This window comes from Mycobacterium sp. E2462, from assembly GCF_001672685.1.
Taxonomy (GTDB): domain Bacteria; phylum Actinomycetota; class Actinomycetes; order Mycobacteriales; family Mycobacteriaceae; genus Mycobacterium.
Map to the genome: position 1 here is coordinate 1 of NZ_LZKC01000213.1, position 19,475 is coordinate 19,475.

The 19,475-nt window shown below is 70.3% G+C and carries 21 protein-coding genes; 7 read left to right on the top strand and 14 right to left on the bottom strand.

The annotated features are described in order from the left end of the window. The first annotated feature begins 113 nt into the window (after nt 1–113). Together A5714_RS10710 and A5714_RS10715 are read left to right on the top strand one after the other, a co-directional pair. Nucleotides 114–482, top strand: a complete 369-nt coding sequence (locus tag A5714_RS10710; RefSeq protein WP_068285109.1) for a helix-turn-helix transcriptional regulator — start codon at nt 114–116, stop codon at nt 480–482. Nucleotides 483–554: 72 nt separating this feature from the next. Next, a complete protein-coding gene (locus A5714_RS10715) occupies nt 555–944 on the top strand; it encodes a Fur family transcriptional regulator (protein WP_068065726.1) in 390 nt (129 codons plus the stop codon). A gap of 11 nt (nt 945–955) precedes the next feature. Here the strand turns inward: A5714_RS10715 and A5714_RS10720 are convergent, their stop codons facing one another. The 3 genes from A5714_RS10720 to recO all read right to left on the bottom strand — a co-directional run bounded on the left by A5714_RS10720 (nt 956) and on the right by recO (nt 3,216). Beyond that, nucleotides 956–1,384 (bottom strand): hypothetical protein, encoded by a 429-nt coding sequence (locus A5714_RS10720; protein ID WP_068065724.1) that lies wholly within the window; start codon nt 1,382–1,384, stop codon nt 956–958. Continuing rightward, entirely contained in the window at nt 1,384–2,253 is an 870-nt protein-coding gene (locus tag A5714_RS10725) for a decaprenyl diphosphate synthase (RefSeq protein WP_068065720.1), read from the bottom strand. Before A5714_RS10725 ends, A5714_RS10720 begins: the two co-directional genes overlap by 1 nt. Before the next feature lie 165 nt (nt 2,254–2,418). Next, complete coding sequence (gene recO / locus A5714_RS10730; protein WP_068065715.1) at nt 2,419–3,216, bottom strand: DNA repair protein RecO; 798 nt, start codon at nt 3,214–3,216, stop codon at nt 2,419–2,421. Between the two features lie 61 nt (nt 3,217–3,277). Between recO and A5714_RS10735 the strand changes: the two genes are divergently transcribed. From A5714_RS10735 to A5714_RS10745, 3 genes are read left to right on the top strand one after another with little or no spacing between them, the layout of a single operon-like run. Beyond that, nucleotides 3,278–4,780, top strand: coding sequence for an amidase (locus tag A5714_RS10735; protein WP_068285111.1), 1,503 nt, complete (start codon nt 3,278–3,280; stop codon nt 4,778–4,780). 51 nt (nt 4,781–4,831) lie between these two features. Further along, on the top strand, nt 4,832–6,472 hold the full coding sequence (locus A5714_RS10740) for a RecQ family ATP-dependent DNA helicase (RefSeq protein WP_068285113.1): 1,641 nt from the start codon (nt 4,832–4,834) through the stop codon (nt 6,470–6,472). Nucleotides 6,473–6,515: 43 nt separating this feature from the next. Then, complete coding sequence (locus A5714_RS10745) at nt 6,516–7,973, top strand: aminotransferase class I/II-fold pyridoxal phosphate-dependent enzyme (RefSeq protein WP_068285114.1); 1,458 nt, start codon at nt 6,516–6,518, stop codon at nt 7,971–7,973. Between the two features lie 31 nt (nt 7,974–8,004). Here A5714_RS10745 and A5714_RS10750 read toward each other — a convergent pair whose 3' ends face one another. The 6 genes from A5714_RS10750 to A5714_RS10775 form a co-directional block, all read right to left on the bottom strand. Then, nucleotides 8,005–8,790 carry an SDR family oxidoreductase gene (locus A5714_RS10750; RefSeq protein WP_068285116.1) on the bottom strand — a complete coding sequence of 262 codons (786 nt, stop codon included), beginning with the start codon at nt 8,788–8,790 and terminating at the stop codon, nt 8,005–8,007. A gap of 61 nt (nt 8,791–8,851) precedes the next feature. Next, a complete protein-coding gene (locus A5714_RS10755) occupies nt 8,852–9,052 on the bottom strand; it encodes a DUF2795 domain-containing protein (RefSeq protein WP_231975867.1) in 201 nt (66 codons plus the stop codon). Nucleotides 9,053–9,117: 65 nt separating this feature from the next. Then, nucleotides 9,118–10,020: a GTPase Era gene (era, locus tag A5714_RS10760; RefSeq protein ID WP_068285120.1), complete on the bottom strand. Its 903-nt coding sequence runs from the start codon at nt 10,018–10,020 to the stop codon at nt 9,118–9,120. After that, the gene (locus A5714_RS10765; RefSeq protein WP_068285122.1) at nt 10,013–11,320 is read right to left on the bottom strand and encodes a hemolysin family protein; all 1,308 of its coding nucleotides are present in this window, start codon (nt 11,318–11,320) and stop codon (nt 10,013–10,015) included. The genes era and A5714_RS10765 overlap by 8 nt, the downstream gene beginning before the upstream one ends. After that, nucleotides 11,317–11,850: an rRNA maturation RNase YbeY gene (gene ybeY, locus A5714_RS10770; RefSeq protein WP_068065689.1), complete on the bottom strand. Its 534-nt coding sequence runs from the start codon at nt 11,848–11,850 to the stop codon at nt 11,317–11,319. The genes A5714_RS10765 and ybeY overlap by 4 nt, the downstream gene beginning before the upstream one ends. Before the next feature lie 19 nt (nt 11,851–11,869). Then, nucleotides 11,870–12,928 (bottom strand): PhoH family protein, encoded by a 1,059-nt coding sequence (locus tag A5714_RS10775; protein ID WP_068065791.1) that lies wholly within the window; start codon nt 12,926–12,928, stop codon nt 11,870–11,872. Nucleotides 12,929–13,141: 213 nt separating this feature from the next. Between A5714_RS10775 and A5714_RS10780 the strand changes: the two genes are divergently transcribed. Further along, nucleotides 13,142–14,761 (top strand): L-lactate permease, encoded by a 1,620-nt coding sequence (locus tag A5714_RS10780; RefSeq protein ID WP_068285124.1) that lies wholly within the window; start codon nt 13,142–13,144, stop codon nt 14,759–14,761. Between the two features lie 7 nt (nt 14,762–14,768). Here the strand turns inward: A5714_RS10780 and A5714_RS10785 are convergent, their stop codons facing one another. The 3 genes from A5714_RS10785 to hrcA form a co-directional block, all read right to left on the bottom strand. Continuing rightward, complete coding sequence (locus tag A5714_RS10785) at nt 14,769–15,530, bottom strand: 16S rRNA (uracil(1498)-N(3))-methyltransferase (protein ID WP_068285126.1); 762 nt, start codon at nt 15,528–15,530, stop codon at nt 14,769–14,771. Between the two features lie 12 nt (nt 15,531–15,542). Beyond that, entirely contained in the window at nt 15,543–16,688 is a 1,146-nt protein-coding gene (gene dnaJ / locus A5714_RS10790) for a molecular chaperone DnaJ (RefSeq protein ID WP_068065681.1), read from the bottom strand. A 67-nt stretch (nt 16,689–16,755) separates the two neighbouring features. Then, nucleotides 16,756–17,787, bottom strand: coding sequence for a heat-inducible transcriptional repressor HrcA (hrcA, locus tag A5714_RS10795; RefSeq protein ID WP_068065673.1), 1,032 nt, complete (start codon nt 17,785–17,787; stop codon nt 16,756–16,758). Between the two features lie 183 nt (nt 17,788–17,970). Between hrcA and A5714_RS10800 the strand changes: the two genes are divergently transcribed. Then, nucleotides 17,971–18,297 carry a type II toxin-antitoxin system VapB family antitoxin gene (locus A5714_RS10800; protein ID WP_068285128.1) on the top strand — a complete coding sequence of 109 codons (327 nt, stop codon included), beginning with the start codon at nt 17,971–17,973 and terminating at the stop codon, nt 18,295–18,297. Nucleotides 18,298–18,376: 79 nt separating this feature from the next. Here A5714_RS10800 and A5714_RS10805 read toward each other — a convergent pair whose 3' ends face one another. Both A5714_RS10805 and A5714_RS10810 read right to left on the bottom strand, forming a co-directional pair. After that, the gene (locus A5714_RS10805; RefSeq protein ID WP_068285130.1) at nt 18,377–18,886 is read right to left on the bottom strand and encodes a hypothetical protein; all 510 of its coding nucleotides are present in this window, start codon (nt 18,884–18,886) and stop codon (nt 18,377–18,379) included. Nucleotides 18,887–19,106: 220 nt separating this feature from the next. Beyond that, nucleotides 19,107–19,475, bottom strand: a 369-nt coding sequence (locus A5714_RS10810; protein WP_068285132.1) for a hypothetical protein, incomplete at its 5' end; no start/stop codon positions are given.

Consider the following 19,475-nt stretch of genomic DNA (forward strand, 5'->3'; position numbering starts at 1 on the left):
CTCTCCTCCGCAAGCGGGGGGTGCCCCCACCTCATCGGTTCGCTCTGCATCGTCGCCGGGGTGCTCATGCCGCGCCCTCGCCGGCGGCCGCCACCCCGCCCGGTGCCGGCGGCATGGCGCTGGAGGTCGACGCGCACGATCACGGCGCGCTCGAGGCGGGCCTATCCGGCCTGACCGACTACCCGGTCCCGCCGCCGCGGGAGATCCTCGACGCGGCCGGCGAACTGCTGCGCGCGCTGGCCGCGCCCGTGCGGATCGCGATCGTGCTGCAGCTGCGCGAGTCGCACCGCTGCGTGCACGAGCTGGTCGACGCGCTGGGCGTGCCGCAACCGCTGGTGAGCCAGCACCTCAAGATCCTCAAGGCGGCCGGCGTGGTCACCGGCGAACGGTCGGGCCGCGAGGTGCTCTACCGGCTGGCCGACCATCACCTGGCGCACATCGTGGTCGACGCCGTCGCGCACGCCGGCGAGGACGCGCCATGAGCACCCCGGCGACGATGCAGAGCGAACCGATGAGGTGGGGGCACCCCCCGCTTGCGGAGGAGAGCGGCGCCGATGGCTGAAGCGAGCGTCCGCTCCACCCGCCAGCGGGCGGCGATCGCCACGCTGCTGGAGACCCTCGACGAATTCCGCTCGGCCCAGGAACTGCACGACGAGCTGCGGCAGCGGGGCGAGAACATCGGGCTGACCACCGTCTACCGGACGTTGCAGTCGATGGCCGCGGCCGGCCTGATCGACACGCTGCGCACCGACACCGGGGAGTCGGTCTACCGGCGCTGCTCCGAGCACCACCACCATCACCTGGTGTGCCGCGACTGCGGCGCCACCATCGAGGTGGGCGACCACGAGGTCGAGCAGTGGGCGGCCGAGGTGGCGGCCAAGCACGGCTTCTCCGACGTCAGCCACACCATCGAGATCTTCGGGACCTGCGCCGACTGCCGGTGATTCGTGGCGTGTCAGGCGGTGAGAGTGCGCCCGATTCCGGCGCCGGTGTCGAGCACCAGCAGGATCAGGGTGCGCAGCGCCTCGTCGGTGAGGCCGGCGCCGGGGAAGTTGTAACGCAGCATCACGTCGGCGGTCTTCGACGCCCCCCTGCTCGAGTTGCGTTGCACCGCAGCCTTTTTCGCCTTCTCGATCAGCGTGACGCTGCCGAAGTTGGTGTCGCGCGCGGCCGCCGACACCTGGTCGGCCACCTTCTTGGTCAGCGGCAGGTCCCACGCCAGGATCTGGGTGAGCGAGATCAGGTCGAGGTCCTCGGCGATGTTGACCACCCGCAGCGAGGCGATGGTTCCGTCGTGCCGCACGGTCAGCGCGCCGTCGTCCTCCCGCACGAACGCGACGACGTCGGCGAGCACCGAGGGCAGGCGTTGTTGTAGCGAGGGCATCACGCGCTCCCGAATCGACGGTTGCGCGCGGCGTATTCCTCGCAGGCCGCCCACAGGTCGCGGCGGTCGTAGTCGGGCCACAGCTTGTCCTGGAAGATGTACTCGGCGTAGGCCGCCTGCCACAGCATGAAGTTGCTGGACCGCTGCTCCCCCGAGGTCCGCAAGAACAGGTCGACGTCGGGGATGTCGGGGCGTTGCAGGTGCTGGGCCACCGTCGACTCGGTGATGCGCTGCGGGTTCAGCCGGCCGGCCGCTGCCAGTTGGGCGATTTGCTTTGTGGCCTCGGCGATTTCGGCGCGGCCGCCGTAGTTGACGCAATAGTTGACGGTGATGACGTCGTTGTCCTTGGTCATCTCCTCGGCGATCGCCAGTTCGTTGATGACGCTGCGCCACAGGCGTGGCCGCGAACCCACCCAGCGGATCTTTACCCCGATCGCCCGCAGGTTGACCCGACGCATGCGCACCACGTCCCGGTTGAAGCCCATCAGGAAGCGAACCTCCTCGGGCGAGCGCTTCCAGTTCTCGGTGGAAAAGGCGTACAGGCTCAACCACTTGACGCCGATTTCGATTGCACCGCAGACGATGTCGATGACCACCGCCTCGCCGGCCTTGTGGCCGTCGGTGCGGGTCAGTCCCTGCTCGGTGGCCCACCGGCCGTTGCCGTCCATCACGATGGCCACGTGCCGGGGCAGGCGCTCCGCCGGGATGCGCGGCGCGGCGGCCTTGGAGACGTGCTGCGGCGGCCGGCTGGGCCCCCCACCTGGAGACGGCGGCAGGTCCGGGAAGACGACGGGCCAGGTCGACTTGTCGGGGAACACCGGGTAGTCGTCGGGCGCCGGGGGCAGCTGCGGGAAGCGGCTAGTGGTCACTCACGCCCCGCTGGCCTCGGGTGGGGAACACGGTGGCGTTGTGCCCGCCTCGCAGCGACAAGTCTCGGCGTCCCGCGGTTGTCGCTGTGAGGCGGGCACAACGCATGCCGGCCCGACACAGGTGCCGGTGCGACGGGTGTGATCACGGCGCGCAGAGTCGTCCCGTCAACCACAGTCGCTATCCTGCCCGATCAGCGCCGCGCGCCGTTCGGCGATGGTGCGGTCGATGCGATACGTCCGCTCGACCAGGGGCAACGTCTTGAGCTGGCGCTCCAGATGCCATTGCAGATGCGCGGCGACCAACCCGCTGACATAGCTGCGGTGCGCCTGCGGTGTCTGTTCGGCGAAGTCCCAGTCGCCGTCGTGCAGCGCGGACATCAGGTCCAGCACCCCCGGGGGCGGCGTGGTCGCACCGGCCGGGCGGCAGTGACCGCAGACGCTGCCGCCCGCGCCGACGTGAAACGCCCGGTGCGGGCCCGGGGTGGCACAGCGGGCGCACTCGGTGAGCGCCGGGGCCCACCCGGCGATGCCCATCGCGCGCAGCAGGTAGGCGTCCAGCAGCAGCTCCCGCGACCGGCGGCCGTCGGCCACCGCCCGCAAGGCGCTCACCGTGAGGCGGTGCAGCGCCGGGACGGGCGCCCGCTCCTCGCCGGCGAGCCGCTCGGCGGTTTCCAGCATCGCGCACCCGCAGGTGTACCGGCCGTAGTCGCTGACGATGTCGGTGGCGAAGGCGTCGATCGACACGACCTGGGTGACGATGTCGAGGTTGCGGCCGGGGTGCAGTTGCGCGTCGATATGGGCAAACGGCTCCAGCCGGGCACCGAATTTGCTGCGGGTGCGCCGCACGCCCTTGGCCACCGCCCGGACCAGCCCGTGGTCACGGGTCAACAGGGTGACGATCCGGTCGGCTTCGCCGAGCTTGTGCTGGCGCAGCACAACAGCTCGGTCTCGGTACAGCCGCATCACAATAGTTTTGCACCCCGCCGCGACATTACGGGGATCCGCGCCGTTAGTCTCGTACCCCGTGATTGGCGCTTCCGGGTCCGGTTTCGGGGCCCTTTCCGGCTCGGATTCCGGCCCCGGCCAGCGCCGTCTGCCCACCCTGACCGACCTGCTGTACCAGCTGGCCAGCCGCTCGGTGACGTCCACCACACTGGTCGGGCGCTCGCTGCACGCCATCCATGCCAGCCAGCCGACGCTCAACGCGTTCCGGGTGGTGCTCACCGAGTCGGCCCTGGCCGACGCCGCGGAGGCCGACCGGCGGCGCGCGGCCGGCGACACCGCGCCGTTGCTGGGCATCCCGATCGCGGTCAAGGACGACGTCGACATCGCCGGCGTGCCGACCGCCTTCGGCACCGAGGGAGACGTCGCCCCGGCCACCCACGACTCGGAGGTGGTGCGCCGCCTCAAGGCCGCCGGGGCGGTGATCGTCGGCAAGACCAACACCTGCGAACTGGGCCAATGGCCGTTCACCAGCGGCCCGGGCTTCGGCCACACCCGCAACCCCTGGTCGCGCAGGCACACCCCGGGCGGATCGTCGGGCGGCAGTGCCGCCGCGGTGGCCGCCGGGCTGGTCACCGCGGCGATCGGCTCCGACGGCGCCGGCAGCATCCGGATCCCCGCGGCGTGGACGCACCTGGTCGGCATCAAGCCGCAGCGGGGTCGCATCTCCACCTGGCCGTTGCCCGAGGCGTTCAACGGGATCACCGTCAACGGCGTGCTGGCCCGCACCGTCGCCGACGCGGCGCTCGTGCTCGACGCCGCGTCCGGAAACGTCGAGGGCGACCGGCACAAGCCCCCGCCGATCACCGCCTCGGATTACGTCGGCAAGGCGCCTGGCCCGCTGAACATCGCGCTGTCCACCCGGTTCCCGTACACCGGCCTGCGGCCCAAGCTGCACCCCGAGATCCTGGCCGCCACGAAGGCCGTCGGGCACCAACTCGAACTGCTCGGTCACACCGTGGTCCCGGGCAATCCGGATTACGGCATGCGGCTGTCGTGGGACTTCCTGGCCCGGTCGACGGCGGGCCTGCGGGACTGGGAGGAACGACTGGGTGACGGCGTGGTGTTCGATCCGCGCACCCTGTCCAACCTGCGCATGGGACACGTGCTGGGACAGGCCATCCTGCGCAGCGCGCGCCGCCACGAAGCCGCCGACCAGCGCCGGGTCGGTTCGATCTTCAACATCGTGGACGTGGTGTTGGCGCCGACGACCGCGCAACCGCCGCCGCTGGCCCGCGCCTTCGACCGGCTGGGCAGCTTCGGCACCGACCGCGCCATGATCGCCGCGTGCCCGCTGACGTTCCCGTGGAACGTGCTGGGCTGGCCGTCGGTCAACGTGCCGGCCGGGTTCACGTCGGAGGGTCTGCCCATCGGGGTGCAGCTGATGGGACCGGCGAACAGCGAGGGCCTGCTGATCTCCCTGGCCGCCGAGCTGGAGGCGGTGTGCGGATGGTCGACCAGGCAACCGATGATGTGGTGGACCGACGCCGCGCCGCCCGCCGGCGCGCCGCCACACCAGCTTTGACACCCGAACCGCTTCGGGCGCACAGCGTTTGCCGACCCCGGCACCGGGTAGGTGTGCGCAGTGGGGAAACCGGATCATGACGCCGCCGAACTCGATGCCGTGGCACGGGAGCGGTTCGGCTGGGAACGCCTGACCGACGACCAGCGCAGCGCGATGCGGGCGGTATTGGCCGGGCGCGACCTGCTGGCCGTGATGCCGACGGGTTCGGGCAAGTCGGCGATCTACCAGGTGCCCACCCTGCTGACCGGCGGTGTGACGCTGGTGGTTTCGCCGCTGATCGCCCTGCAGGACGACCAGCTCGCCGCCATCGAGGAGCATGGCGCGGGCACCGCGGTCGCGATCAACTCCGGGCTGCGCGCCGCCGAGCGGCGCCGCGGCTGGGCGGCGGTGGACCGGCACGACGCGAACTTCGTCTTCGTCTCCCCCGAACAGCTGGCCAACGACGACGTGGTCGGCCGGCTCACCCGGGCGGAGGTGTCGCTGATCGTCGTGGACGAGGCACACTGCGTCTCGGCCTGGGGCCACGACTTTCGGCCCGACTACCGGCGGCTCGGCGAGGTGTTCCGGCACCTCGGGGCGGCGATCCCGATCGTCGCCCTCACCGCGACGGCGTCGGTGGTGGTCCGCCGCGACATCGTGGACCGCCTCGGCCTGCGCGACCCGGTCGTCGTCGTCACCAGCTTCGATCGGCCCAACCTGCACCTAGCCGTCGAACGCCACCTGAGCCCGAAAGACAAACAGCGCGCGGTCCTCGACGCGATCCCGGGGCTGCCCAGCCCCGGGCTGCTCTACGTCGCGACCCGCAAGGAGGCCGAGAGTTACGCGGAGGCTCTGCGTGACAAGGGGATTCGAGCGGCGTCGTACCACGCGGGCATGGCCCCCGCCGACCGTGACGAGGTACACGCAAGCTTCCGCGACGACCAGTACGAGGTCGTGGTGGCCACGTCGGCGTTCGGTATGGGCATCGACAAACCCAACGTGCGGTTCGTCGCGCACGCCTCGATCCCCGATTCGTTGGACAGCTACTACCAACAGATCGGTCGGGCGGGCCGCGACGGCGAGGACGCGCTCGCGCTGCTGTTCTATCGGCCCGAAGACCTAGGCCTGGCACGATTTTTCACCACCGGCCGCCCCGACGAGGAGCTGTTGCGCGCCGCCTATGACGCCCTGGATACGACCCGCCCGACGAAGCTGGCTCAGCTGCGCGAGCGGCTCGGCGTGCGCGGCCGCAAGCTGACCAACGCCGTCAACCTGCTCGACGAGGCGGGGGCGGTCCGGTCGACCCGCAAGGGCCTGGTGCGCACGGACGCGGCGACCGATGACGCGGTCGCGCGCGCCCTGCGGACCGTGGACCTGCGGGAGCGCGTCGACGCGAGCCGGGTCGAGATGATGCGCGGGTACGCCGAGTCGAGCGGCTGCAGAAGGGTTTTCCTGTTGTCCTACTTCGGCGAACGGTTGGGCGGCCCCTGTGGGAACTGCGACCGTTGCGCGCACGCGGCCCGGCTGGAGGAGGTCGGCCCCGACGAGCCGGCGTTGCCCGTGGACACCGCCGTGCGTCATCGTGAGTGGGGCGACGGGGTGGTGATCGGCGGCGACCGAGACCGCTGCACCGTGTTGTTCGAGGAATTCGGCTACCGCACGCTGTCCATGGCGGCGGTGCGCGACCACGGCCTGCTCGAGGTGCGGCGCTGACGTAGGCGCTTTATCCCGCTGATCGACCGGGTAGTCCTGATTGATGGATCAATCGAAGGCTCCGTTGCTCGATGCGCTCGCCGACTACCGCTTGAAGGACCGCTACGGATTCACCCCGCCGGGCCACCGGCAAGGCCGCGGCACCGATGAGCGCGTGCTGGCGGTGCTCGGCCGGGAACCGTTTCTCGACGACGTGCTGGCCAGCGGCGGGCTGGACGATCGCCGCACCCGTAATGGCTACCTGCGCCACGCGGAAGACCTGATGGCCGCAGCCGTGGGCGCCGACATCGCCTGGTTCTCCACTTGTGGCAGTTCACTTTCCGTCAAGGCGGCGATGATGGCCGTAGCCGGCGGCGACGGCGGCCTGCTGGTACCTCGGGACAGCCACAAGTCGATTGTCGCCGGCCTGATCTTCTCCGGTGTGCAGCCACGCTGGATCACCCCCCGCTGGGACGCCGCGCGGCACATGTCCCACCCACCGTCGCCGGAGGAGGTCGAGGCGGCGTGGGACCAACACCCTGACGCCGCCGGGGCGCTCGTGGTCAGCCCGAGCCCGTATGGCACCTGCGCCGACATCGCGGGCATCGCCGAGGGGTGCCATCGCCGCGGGAAACCATTGATTGTCGACGAGGCATGGGGCGCGCACCTGCCTTTCCACGAAGACCTCCCAACCTGGGCCATGGACGCGGGCGCCGACGTCTGCGTTGTCAGCGTCCACAAGATGGGCGCGGGGTTCGAGCAAGGCTCGGTCTTTCACGTGCAGGGCGACCTCATCGACACCGACCGCCTGTCGGCGTGCGCAGACCTGCTGATGACGACCAGTCCCAACGTCTTGGTGTACGCCGCCATGGACGGCTGGCGCCGGCAGATGGTGCAGCGCGGCCACGACCTGCTGGATTCGGCGCTGCAATTGGCGCGGCGACTGCGCGCAGAGATCGAGACCATCCCCGACGTGCAGGTCCTGGACGACGAATTGCTCGGCGTGCAGGCCTCGCACGACTTGGATCGGATGCAGGTGCTGATCGACGTATCGGCAACCGGCACCTCCGGATACCAGGCCGGCGACTGGCTGCGGGAGCACACGCGCACAGACATGGGAATGACCGATCACCGCCGAATTCTGGCGACGCTGTCGTTCGCGGACGACGATGCGACCGGGGCTCGCCTGCTCGACGCGTTGCGGTCGTGGCGCAAAGCCACCGATGGGTTCGACCCGCCGCCGCCGGTCCACCTGACCTCACCGGACGACCTACAACTGGAGTCCGTGTGCCTGCCGTTCGACGCCTTCTTCGGGCGCGTCGAAGTGGTGCCGGCAACCCAAGCGGCGGGGCGCGTCGCCGCCGAACAAATCACCCCGTACCCACCCGGCATTCCCGCCGTCGTACCCGGCGAGCGCCTCAACGACGCCGTGCTCGACTACCTGCGCTCGGGCGTAGCCGCCGGCATGAACATCCCGGATGCGGCGGATCGGTCGCTGCACACCGTTCGCGTGCTGGCCTGACCGCCGAACCCTACTTGGCGAGAATCCGAACTCAGCCACTCAGTGGCCTCGAAATGACCTTGTTCGCAGCGGCTTTCACCGAGTCGGGCAGCACACTGTTGGCCGCCCCCATGAGCTTCGACGACAGCGAGCTGGCCACCACCTTCTGATCGCCCCGCATCAGCGCCTCGAACCCCTGCCGAGCCACCTTGGCCGGGTCGTCCTTGGGCATCTTGCCGATCAGCGAGTCCTCCATCTTGGCGCGGTGGAAGAAGTTGGTGTCGGTCGGACCCGGCATCAGCGCGGTGACGGTGATCGCGGTGTCCTGCAGCTCGTGGCGGATCGCCTCGGCGAACGACTGGATGAACGACTTCGACGCGTTGTAGAGCGGCTGGTACGGGCCGGGCATCCCGGCCACGATGGACGAGGTGAACAGCAGCTTGCCCCGGTCGCGATTCGCCATGTCCCGCAACACCAATTTGGCCAGGTGCACCGTCGAGCGAACGTTGAGGTCGATGATGTTGAAGTCCTCGTCGAGTTCGCTCTTGAGGAACATCTCGCCCCGGCCGGTGCCCGCGTTGAGCGCCGCCGCGGCCAGTATCCGGTCGCCCTCGATCGTGCTCTGAAACAGGTGCTCGACGCCTTCCGGGGTCCGCAGGTCCACCTGGACGGGTTGGACCGCGACGCCGAATTCGGCCAGCTTCGCAGGCACGTCGTGGATGCCGTCGTCATCGGCGGCGACGACGAGGTCGTAACCGGCCTGGGCGAATTGCTTGGCGAGCTCGAATCCGATGCCACTGGATGCGCCGGTGATCAGCGCCAGTTGTGGGTGGGTCATACGCGGCGGCTACCCGGCGCCGATGGCGCGAAACCTTCGGCGCCGGATCGCCGTGCCGACCCTAGGAGTTCGAGCCGCCGAGCGCGTTTCGTTCGCCCAGCTCGTGCATGACGGCGCTGGGACCGTCGAAACTGCCCTTGTTCAATCCGCGCAGCGTCTCGACGAGGTCCTTGTCGGCGCCCTGCTGTTCGGCGTGCTTGGCCAGGTCTTGGGGCGACCCGGGGTAGTCGAATCCCGACAGGTACTTCTGAACTTCAGTCACTTGGTATGGCATGCCGTGGCGTCTACCCGCCGCGGTGCGACGAAAACGTCCACCAGCTTCGACAATCAAAAGCCGAGCCGGCCAAGCTGTTTGGGATCGCTCTGCCAGTTCTTGGCGACCTTGACCCGCAGGTCGAGGTACACCTTGGTGCCCAGCAGCTTTTCGATCTGGGCGCGCGCGGCGGTGCCCACCTCGCGCAGCCGGGCGCCGCCCTTGCCGATGATGATGCCTTTCTGGCTGTCGCGCTCGACGTAGAGCAGCGCGTGGACGTCGATCAGGTCGTCGCGGTCCTCTCGCGGGTTGACCTCGTCGATGACCACCGCCAGTGAGTGGGGCAGCTCGTCGCGCACCCCCTCCAGGGCCGCCTCGCGAATCAGCTCGGCCATCAACACTTCTTCGGGTTCGTCGGTCAGTTCGCCGTCGGGGTAGTACGCCGGGCCGACGGGCAGCGCGGCGGCCAGCACGTCGATGAGGACGTCGACCTGCGCCCCGGTGGCCGCGGAGACCGGCACGATCTCCGACGCGCCGCCCAGCAGCTCGCTCACCGCGACCAGCTGCGCGGCCACCCGGTCCTTGGGCACCTTGTCGATCTTGGTGACGATGCCGACCAGGGTGGTCTTCGGCGCGGTGGAACGGATCTGCTCGACGATCCACCGGTCGCCCGGCCCGATCGCCTCGTCGGCCGGGATGCACAGGCCGATGACGTCGACTTCGCCGTAGGTGTCGCGGACCAGGTCGTTGAGCCGCTTGCCGAGCAGGGTCCGCGGCCGGTGCAGGCCCGGGGTGTCGACCAACACGATCTGAAAGTCCGGTCGGTGCAGGATGCCGCGGATGGTGTGCCGGGTGGTCTGCGGCCGCTTCGACGTGATGGCCACCTTGGCGCCGACCAGCGCGTTGGTCAGCGTGGACTTGCCGGTGTTGGGGCGGCCGACCAGGCACACGAAGCCGGAGTGGAACTTTTCAGTCATCACGCTCGACCCGTTCGCCGTCGGCCGACTCGCCGGATTCGGCGGGGCTGAGCAGCACCGTGCCGACGCGCACGCGGCCCCGGTGGTCGGTGCCGCCCTCGGCGTGCAGGCGCAGGCCGTGCGACACCACCTCGGCGCCCGGCAGCGGGACGCGGCCGAGTTCCAGCGCGAGCAGGCCGCCCACGGTGTCGACGTCGAGGTCGTCGTCGAAGTGCACGTCGTAGAGTTCGCCCAGGTCTTCGATCGGCAGCCGCGCCGAGACGCGAAAGTGCTTGTCCCCCAAGTCTTCGATGGGCGCGGTCTCGGCCTGGTCGTATTCGTCGGCGATCTCGCCGACGATCTCCTCCAGCACGTCCTCGATGCTGACCAGGCCGGCGATCGCGCCGTACTCGTCGACCAGCAGCGCCAGGTGGTTGCGGTCGCGCTGCATCTCGCGCAGCAACGCATCCAGCGGTTTGGAGTCCGGCACGAACACCGCGGGGCGCATCACCTGGGCGACGGTCGCGCTGCGCCCGCCGCCGGACTGAACGGCTTGCTGCACAAGGTCTTTGAGGTATACCACCCCGACGATGTCGTCGACGTTCTCCCCGATGACCGGGATGCGGGAGTGGCCGCTGCGCACCGCGAGGTTGATCGCCTGGCTGGCGAGTTTGTCGCTCTCGATCCAGATCATCTCGGTGCGGGGCACCATGACCTCGCGCGCCGGGGTGTCGCCGAGCTCGAAGACGCTCTCGATCATCTTGCGTTCGTCGGCGGCCACGACGCCACGCTGCTGGGCCAGATCCACGACTTCACGCAGCTCGATCTCGGAGGCGAACGGCCCGTTGCGCAGGCCGCGGCCCGGCGTGATCGCGTTACCGACGATCACCAGCAGCCGGCTGACCGGCATCAACAACCACGAAATGGCTTGCAGCGGCAGGGCCGTCACCAGCGCGATGGAATACGCGTTCTGCCGGCCCAGCGTGCGGGGCCCGACGCCGATGACGACGAAGCTGGTCACCACCATGATGGCCGCCGCGCCGAACAGGCCCCACCGCAGCCCGAAGTTGTCGTAGAGGAACACCACCAACAGCACCGTCGCGGTGATCTCGCACGTGTTACGCAGCAGCACAACGAGGTTGATGTAGCGAGGTCGTTCGGCCATCACCGTGGACAACGCGACCGCGCCGGGCCGCTCATCGCGCACCAGCTCCTGCACCCGCGCCAGCGAGACGGTGCTGACGGCGGCGTCGATGGCGGCGAAGAGCCCGCCCAGAGCGATCAACGCGATCGCGCCGAGCAGCTCAGACCAGCCGGTCAATGGTCGAAATACCTTGACTTGTCCAGCAACCGGCGATCCCGCTCCTCCTGGCGATCCTGACGGTACGCCTGGACCTGGTCGGCGACCCACTCCACGAGCAGCCGGTCCTGAAGGGCGAACATCTCCTTCTCCTCGTCCGGCTCGCCGTGGTCGTAGCCGAGCAGGTGCAGCACGCCGTGGATGGTCAGCAGCGCCAGCTCGTGGCCCAGGCTGTGCCCCGCGGCCGCGGCCTGGCCGGCGGCGAACTCCGGGCACAGCACGATGTCGCCGAGCATCGACGGGCCGGGCTCCGGCGCGTCGGGGCGCCCGCCGGGCTCCAGCTCGTCCATCGGGAAGCTCATCACGTCGGTGGGGCCGGGCAGGTCCATCCAGCGCATGTGCAGGTCCGCCATCGCGGCGGTGTCCAACAGCACCATCGACAGCTCGGCCGCCGGGTTGACGTCCATCTTGGCGATGACGAACCGCGCGACGCTGATCAGCTCGGCCTCGGAGACGTCGACGCCCGACTCGTTGGAAACCTCGATGCTCACGGGAAGATCATGCACCCGTTCAGCGGCGGCCGCGCGAACCGGACGCGCGGCGGGCCGCCCGGTTCAGCGCCAGCTCGGGTTCCTCGAACTTCGCGTAGGCGTCGACGATCTCCGACACCAGCCGGTGCCGCACCACGTCGACGCTGGTCAATTCCGCGATGTGGATGTCGTCGACGCCGTCGAGGATCTCGATCGCCGAGCGCAGGCCGGACCGGGCGCCGCCCGGCAGGTCGACCTGGGTGACGTCGCCGGTGACGACGATCTTGGACCCGAAGCCCAGGCGGGTCAAAAACATTTTCATCTGCTCGGCGGTGGTGTTCTGCGCCTCGTCGAGGACGATGAACGCCGAATTGAGGGTGCGGCCGCGCATGTACGCCAGCGGCGCCACCTCGATCACCCCGGCGGACATCAGCTTCGGGATCAGCTCGGGGTCCATCATGTCGTAGAGCGCGTCATAGAGGGGCCGCAGGTACGGGTCGATTTTCTCGCTCAGCGTGCCGGGCAGAAAGCCAAGGCGCTCACCGGCTTCCACGGCCGGCCGGGTCAGGATGATGCGGCTGACCTGCTTGGTCTGCAGCGCGTTGACGGCCTTGGCCATCGCCAGGTAGGTCTTGCCGGTGCCGGCCGGGCCCACCCCGAACACGATGGTGTTGGCGTCGATGGCGTCGACGTAGCGCTTCTGGTTCAGCGTCTTGGGCCGGATCGTCTTGCCGCGCCGCGACAGGATGTCGAGGGTGAGCACCTCGGCGGGCGATTCGTTGTCGCCCCCGGACAGCATGGCCACGCTGTGCCGCACCACCTCAGGGGTCAGCGGCTGCCCGTTGGCCACGATCGCGACCAGCTCGGAGATCACCCGCTCGGCGAGCGCGACGTCGGCGGGCTGACCCGCCACGGTGACGGTGTTGCCGCGCACGTGCAGGGCGGCGCTCAGGCTGCGTTCCAGGGCGCGCAGGTTCTGATCGGCAGACCCCAACAAGCCGACGACGACATCGGGCGGAACGTCGATACTGCTGCGAACCTGGGCGTCGGCGTGGAGGGCTCCAGCTGCGTCGGCAGCGTTGGTCTCGCGGGGCGTCACGTGGTTTTCGAAGCCTGCCTTCTGGGCCGTCTGGGGAGGGTGGGGCTTGACCACCCATCTTACCGCCGGGCGCACCGTTGACCCAACGGTCAGCGGGCCCCCCGGCCCAGTCCGGCGGCGGCGGTTCGGGCCGGAACCGAATTTTTACGGCGGCCGCGACGTCTTTTCGGTGCAGTAGAAGAACCCCCGCCACGCGCTGTGAAAGGTGCCTTTATGTATCGCCAGATCCTCGATCCGGTCGCCCACTCGCTCGCGTGGAGTTCGCTGGCGGCGGCCCTGCCGCTCGCGGCGCTGTTCGTGATGCTCGGGGTCTTGCGGGTGCGCGCCTGGCTGGCGTCGGTGGTGTCGCTGGCCGTCGCGCTCGCCGTCGCCGTCGCCATCTACGGGATGCCGGTCGGGCAGGCGGTGCTGGCCGGCACCGAGGGCGCGGTGTTCGGCTTCTTCCCGATTCTGTGGATCGTGATCAACGCGCTCTGGGTGTATCAGATGACCGCGCGCACGGGTCATTTCGACGTGCTGCGGCGCAGCTTCGCGACGGTGAGCGACGACCACCGCGTGCAGGCGATCATCATCGCGTTCTCCTTCGGCGCCCTGCTCGAGGCGTTGGCCGGCTTCGGCACGCCCGTCGCCGTCACCTCGGTGATGCTGCTCGCCCTGGGCTTCCCGCCGCTCAAGGCGGCGGTGCTGTCGCTGGTCGCCAACACCGCGCCGGTCGCCTTCGGGGCGATGGCCACCCCGATCATCGTGCTGGCCAAGGTGTCGGGTATCTCCACCGAAACGCTGGGCGCGATGGTCGGGCGCCAGACGCCGCTGCTGTCGGTCTTCGTGCCGCTGGCGCTGGTCGCCATCGCCGACGGCCGGCGCGGCCTGCGCCAGACCTGGGGCGCCGCGCTGACCGGAGGCCTGGTGTTCGGCGTCGGGCAGTACGCCACGTCCAACTTCCTGTCGGTGCCGCTGGCCGACGTGATCGCCTCCCTGCTGTCCGCCGGGGCGCTGGTCGCCTTCGTGCGCGTCCGGCCGGCGCGCGTCGCGGCCGGCGTCGCCAGCGGCGCGGCGCCCGCCGCGGAAGCGCCGGAGGCCGCCGAGCCGCGCGATCCTCGCGGCCAGGTCCTGCGCGCCTACGCGCCGTACGCGATCATCATCGCCGTCTTCGTGGTGTGCCAACTGCCGCCGGTCAAGGCGCTGCTGGAGGAGGCCACCCGCACGGTCCGGTGGCCGGGGCTGCACCTGTTCACCGCCAAGGGCGTGCCCTCGGCCCTACCGGCCTTCACGGTCAACGCGCTCACCACGCCCGGGACTCAGATGCTGATCGCCGGCCTGCTGAGCATGGCGGTGCTGCGGCTGTCGGCGAAGGACGCGCTCAGGGCCTACGGCGCCACCCTGCACCAGCTGCGCTGGGCCATCGTCACCGTGATGGCGGTACTGGCGCTGGCCTTCGTGATGAACGCGTCCGGCCAGACCATCACCCTCGGGACCTGGATGGCGGGGGCCGGCACAGCGTTCGCGCTCATCTCCCCCGTGCTGGGCTGGCTCGGCACCGCCGTCACCGGGTCGGACACGTCGTCGAACTCGCTTTTCGGGGCGCTGCAGGTGACCGCGGCGAGCAAGGCCGGGCTGTCGCCGGTGCTGATGGCGGCGGGCAACAGCTCCGGCGGCGTGCTCGGCAAGATGGTGTCGCCGCAGAACCTGGCCATCGGCGCGGCCGCGGTCGGGGTGTACGGCCGGGAGGGCGACATCTTCCGCCGCGTGGTGGTGTGGAGCCTGGCGTTCCTGGTTTTCATCTGCGCGCTTTCGGGGCTGCAGGCCGCGGTGCTGTCGGCCATGGTGCCCTGAGCGCCGGTCAGGGGCCCGGCGCGACGTCCCAGCGGGGCGTCAGGACCCCGAGGGCGCCCAACGCCACCGCCGCGGCCGTCGACGTGCGCAGCACCTGCGGCCCGAGCCGCACCGCCACCGCGCCCGCGTCGGTCAGCGCGGCGAGTTCCTCCGGCGCGATGCCGCCCTCCGGGCCGATCAGCAAGGTGATCGAATCGGCCTGCGCCACATCGCTGTCGGCGATCCGGCCGGTCGCGGACTCGTGCAGCACCAGCACCGTGGCGCCGGCGGCGACGTCGTCGCGAATCCGGCGGGCCAGCTCCGCGGTGGACAGCACCCCGTCGACGGACGGGATGTGCGGGCGGCGCGATTGCCGGGCCGCCGAACGGGCGACGGCCCGCCACCGCCGCAGGCCCTTGTCCACCCGCGCGCCCTTCCACTCGGCCACGCAGCGCGCGGACTGCCACGCGAGGAAACCGTCGGCGCCGGCCTCGGTGGCCAACTCGATGGCCAGCTCCGAACGCTCGGACTTGGGCAGCGCCTGCGCCACCGTCACCGCGGGGCGGCCGGGCTCGACGCTCCACCGCTGCAGCACCCGTGCCCGCAGCCCGTACCGCCCGGCGTCCTCGACCTCGCAGTGCGCCAGGGCACCCGCGCCGTCGCCGAGCACCAGCCGCTCGCCCGGGCGGATCCGCCGCACCGTGGCGGCGTGGAAGCCCTCGTCGCCCTCGACGGCGGCGAGCGACCCCACGTCGGGCAGCGCCTCGACGTAGAACAGCGTCGCGACCATGCGCAGCCCGGGTCAGCGCCCGGTGAAGGTCTCGCGCAGCCGGCTGAACAGCCCGCCGTTGTTGTGTGCGCTCGAGCGGACCTCGGGCACCTCGCGGCTGCGGCGGGTCTTGAGCTCGCGCAGCAGTTCGGCGTCGTGATGGTCCAGGCGGGTCGGCACCACTACGTCGACGTGGACGTGCAGGTCGCCGCGGGCACCCGAGCGCAGGTGCGGCATCCCGTGGCCGCGCAGGGTGATGACCGAGGCCGGCTGCGTGCCGGGCGGGATGGTGATCTCGCTGACGCCGTCGAGGATGGCGTCGATGGTGACCGTGGCGCCCAGCGCCGCGTCCACCATCGGCACCGACACCGTGCAGTGCAGGTCGTCGCCCTCGCGGACGAAGATGTCGTGCGGTTGCTCGTGCACCTCGACGTAGAGGTCGCCGGCCGGGCCGCCGCCCGGCCCGACCTCGCCCTGCGCGGCGAGCCGCACCCGCATGCCGTCGCCGACGCCGGCGGGGATCTTCACGCTGATGTCGCGGCGGGCGCGGACCCGGCCGTCGCCCATGCACTGGTGGCACGGGTCGGGGATGACCGTGCCGACGCCGCGGCAGGTGGGGCACGGCCGCGCCGTCATCACCTGGCCCAGCAACGAGCGCTGTACGGTCTGGACCTCGCCACGCCCGCCGCAGGTGTCGCACGGCACGGGCACGGAGTCGCCGTTGGTGCCCTTGCCCTGGCACCGGTCGCACAGCACGGCGGTGTCGACGGTGACCTGCTTGGTCACCCCGGTCGCGCATTCTTCGAGGTCCAGGCGCATCCGCAGCAGCGAATCCGAGCCCGGGCGCACCCGGCCGACGGGCCCGCGGGAGGTCCCGCCGCCGCTGAAGCCGCCGCCGAAGAACGCCTCGAACACGTCGCCCAGGCCGCCGAAACCACCGAAGCCGCCGCCGGCCGCGGCGTTTTCCAGCGGGTCACCGCCGAGGTCGACGATGCGACGCTTCTCGGGGTCGCTCAGCACCTCGTACGCAGCGCTGATCTCCTGGAATTTGGCCTGCGCGGCCTCGTCGGGGTTGACGTCGGGATGCAGTTCGCGGGCCAGCTTGCGGTACGCGCGCTTGATCTCCGCGTCACTGGCGTTCCTGCTCACGCCGAGCAGCCCGTAATAGTCGCGTGCCACGCCTGACTCTCCTATACCTGGTCTCTACGCCGCGCCCGGGCGACCCGGGCGCCTCGCGGGTGCGCGTTCATCGGGTGCCCAGGACTTCGCCGATATACAGAGCAACCGCGGCAACGCTGGCGATAGTTCCCGGATAGTCCATCCGGGTGGGCCCCAGCACACCCATTCCCCCGAAGACGGTGTCGGACGTGCCATAGGCGGTGGTCACCATCGAGGTGCCCGCCATCTGCTCGGCAGCGGTTTCGTGGCCGATGCGCACCGTCACCTTACCGGCTTCCTGCTGGGCCGCCAGCAACCGCAGCACCACGACCTGCTCCTCCAGCGCCTCCAGGATGGAGCGCAGCGAACCGCCGAAATCCGCGGCGTTGCGGGTCAGGTTGGCGGTGCCACCGAGCAGCAGCCGCTCCTCGGTGTGGTCGACCAGCGACTCCAGCAGCACCGTCGCGGACCGGCCGACGGCGTCGCTGAGGCGGTCGGCCCCGTGCAGGCCCCCGGCGAGGTCGGCGACCGCGACCGACGCGGCCGACAGCTTCTTGCCGACCAGGGCCGCGCCGAGCATCTCGCGCAGTTGGGAGAGCTGGTGGTCGTCGATGACGTCACCGAGTTCGACGACGCGTTGGTCCACCCGGCCCGAGTCGGTGATGACGACCATCAGCAGCCGGGCCGGCGTCAGCGCGATCACCTCGAGGTGGCGCACCGTGGACGACGACAACGTCGGGTACTGCACGACGGCGACCTGCCGGGTCAGCTGCGCCAGCAGCCGCACGGCGCGGCGCAGCACGTCGTCCAGGTCGACGCCGGACTCGAGGAAGTGCTGGATGGCGCGCCGCTCGGCGGAGGACAGCGGCTTGACGTCGTCGAGCCGGTCGACGAATTCGCGGTAACCCTTCTCGGTGGGCACCCGCCCCGAGCTGGTGTGCGGCTGGGTGATGTAGCCCTCGGCCTCCAGCACCGCCATGTCGTTGCGGACGGTCGCGGATGACACCCCCAGGTTGTGGCGCTCCACCAACGATTTCGAGCCGATCGGCTCCTTGGTGGCGACGAAATCGGCGACGATGGCGCGCAGCACCTCGAACCGGCGCTCGTCGGCACTTCCCACTCGCAGTTCACCTCCCCGCTCACGTTCCGGCTGGCTAACCCAATGGACGGGTTCATTTTACGGTCTAGAACCAACACAGCCGTTACCAGCGGCGGCGGGAGCGGCCCGGCCGGAACTTCTTCGGGCTAGCCTTGCCAGCATGAACCCCGCGGGCCCCGGCGACGCCTCGCTCGAGGCGGGCCGATGATCTTCAAGGGTGTGCGCGAGGGCAAGCCCTATCCCGAGCACGGGCTGTCCTATCGCGACTGGTCGCAGATACCGCCGCAGCAGATCCGGCTCGACGAGTTGGTCACCACGACGACGGTGCTGGCCCTGGATCGCCTGCTGTCCGAGGACTCCACCTTTTACGGAGACCTGTTCCCGCACGCCGTGCGGTGGAAGGGCATCACCTATCTGGAGGACGGGCTGCACCGCGCGGTCCGCGCGGCTCTGCGCAACCGCACCGTGCTGCACGCCCGGGTGTTCGACATGGACCTGCCGCCCGGCGCGCCGAGCAACGGGTTTCGTTAGCGGCCGCGATCGCCGCTGCCCGGGCCTGACGCGCGAAGAGCGGGCGCCGAAGCGCCCGCTCTTCGTCGGATGGCCGCAATCAGTGCCCGGCGGCCTGCAGCAGTTCCATCGCCGAGGACCGCGACAGCACCCAGCCGCCCTGGTTGATGAAGGTGACGCTCTGGTTCACCGGGTTGGCGAACTTCGGGCCGGAGACCGCTACCTGGGCGGTGGCGGAGCCCGGCGCGGCGCCCGGCTGGATGTTGGTGATGGTGAACGACAGCGGCAGGTCGCCGTTCTTGGCGGCCTTCTTCAGCTCGTGGTCGGCCAGGTGCGCCTCGGTGCCGCTGATGCCGCCCTCGACCAGGTTGCCCTTGCTGCTGAACGAGACGTTCGGGTCGGCGAGGCTGGTCAGCACGCTGTTGAGCTGGTCGGCCGTCGGCACGGCCGCGGCGGCCGGCGGCGGGTCCTGCGGCAGCGGGGCGCCCACGGCGGCCAGCCGCATTGAGGGGGCGGCGCCGGGCGTCGCGCCCGCGGCCAGCCCGGCGGCCGCGCCCCCGATGGCGGCCAGAGCCGCCACGCTGGTGGCAAGGTATTTGATGCTGTTCATGGTTCCCCCTTTGGTGGGCACGCACTTGGTAGGCCGTCGCTCGCGCTCACCGGATGGTCGTGTGAGTGTGCCTGTTGCGCTTATTGTTTCGCGCCGCGGCACCGTTACGGTACGACCGCGCCGTGAGAAAACGGCATGAGCAATCTGTGTGCAGGCTATGCGAGCCCTGATGGCGGCCGCGCCGGGGCCTCGTCCGGGCCCCGGGCGCGACCGCACCGCACTAGTTGATCGCCGTCGCCGCCTGGATCAGGGCGATGGCCGCGTCGTGCTGCACGACCCAGTTGCCGCCCTGGTTGACGAAGACCAGGTGCTTTTGCACCGGGCCGGCGAACTTCGGTCCCGTGATCGCCACGTCGGCCTGGGCCATGTTCGGGCCGGCCGGCGCGATGTTGGTCACGTTGAACTGCTCGGGGAAGTTGCCGTTGCGGTAGGCCTTGCGCAGGTCATGGTCGGCGACCATGCCCTCGTTCTGCGCGACGCCGTTTTCGACGAGGTTGTTCTTGTCCCTGTAGTTGACGCCGGGGTCGGTCACCTGGTTGCACAGGTTGGCCAGCTGGTCCGGGGTCGGCAGCCCGGGCGGGGGCGCGCC

Excerpts from the sequence above, each read along its gene's own strand:
- A5714_RS10715 (WP_068065726.1), top strand. The coding sequence starts at position 555 with ATGGCTGAAGCGAGCGTCCGCTCCACCCGCCAGCGGGCGGCGATCGCC.
- era (WP_068285120.1), bottom strand. The coding sequence starts at position 10,020 with ATGACTGAAAAGTTCCACTCCGGCTTCGTGTGCCTGGTCGGCCGCCCC.
- A5714_RS10785 (WP_068285126.1), bottom strand. The coding sequence starts at position 15,530 with ATGGTCGCGACGCTGTTCTACGTCGAGGCGCTGCCCGACGTGGGGTCG.
- A5714_RS10800 (WP_068285128.1), top strand. The coding sequence starts at position 17,971 with ATGATCTTCAAGGGTGTGCGCGAGGGCAAGCCCTATCCCGAGCACGGG.
- A5714_RS10710 (WP_068285109.1), top strand. The coding sequence starts at position 114 with ATGGCGCTGGAGGTCGACGCGCACGATCACGGCGCGCTCGAGGCGGGC.
- A5714_RS10720 (WP_068065724.1), bottom strand. The coding sequence starts at position 1,384 with ATGCCCTCGCTACAACAACGCCTGCCCTCGGTGCTCGCCGACGTCGTC.
- A5714_RS10745 (WP_068285114.1), top strand. The coding sequence starts at position 6,516 with ATGGATCAATCGAAGGCTCCGTTGCTCGATGCGCTCGCCGACTACCGC.
- A5714_RS10750 (WP_068285116.1), bottom strand. The coding sequence starts at position 8,790 with ATGACCCACCCACAACTGGCGCTGATCACCGGCGCATCCAGTGGCATC.
- A5714_RS10805 (WP_068285130.1), bottom strand. The coding sequence starts at position 18,886 with ATGAACAGCATCAAATACCTTGCCACCAGCGTGGCGGCTCTGGCCGCC.
- A5714_RS10780 (WP_068285124.1), top strand. The coding sequence starts at position 13,142 with ATGTATCGCCAGATCCTCGATCCGGTCGCCCACTCGCTCGCGTGGAGT.
- recO (WP_068065715.1), bottom strand. The coding sequence starts at position 3,216 with ATGCGGCTGTACCGAGACCGAGCTGTTGTGCTGCGCCAGCACAAGCTC.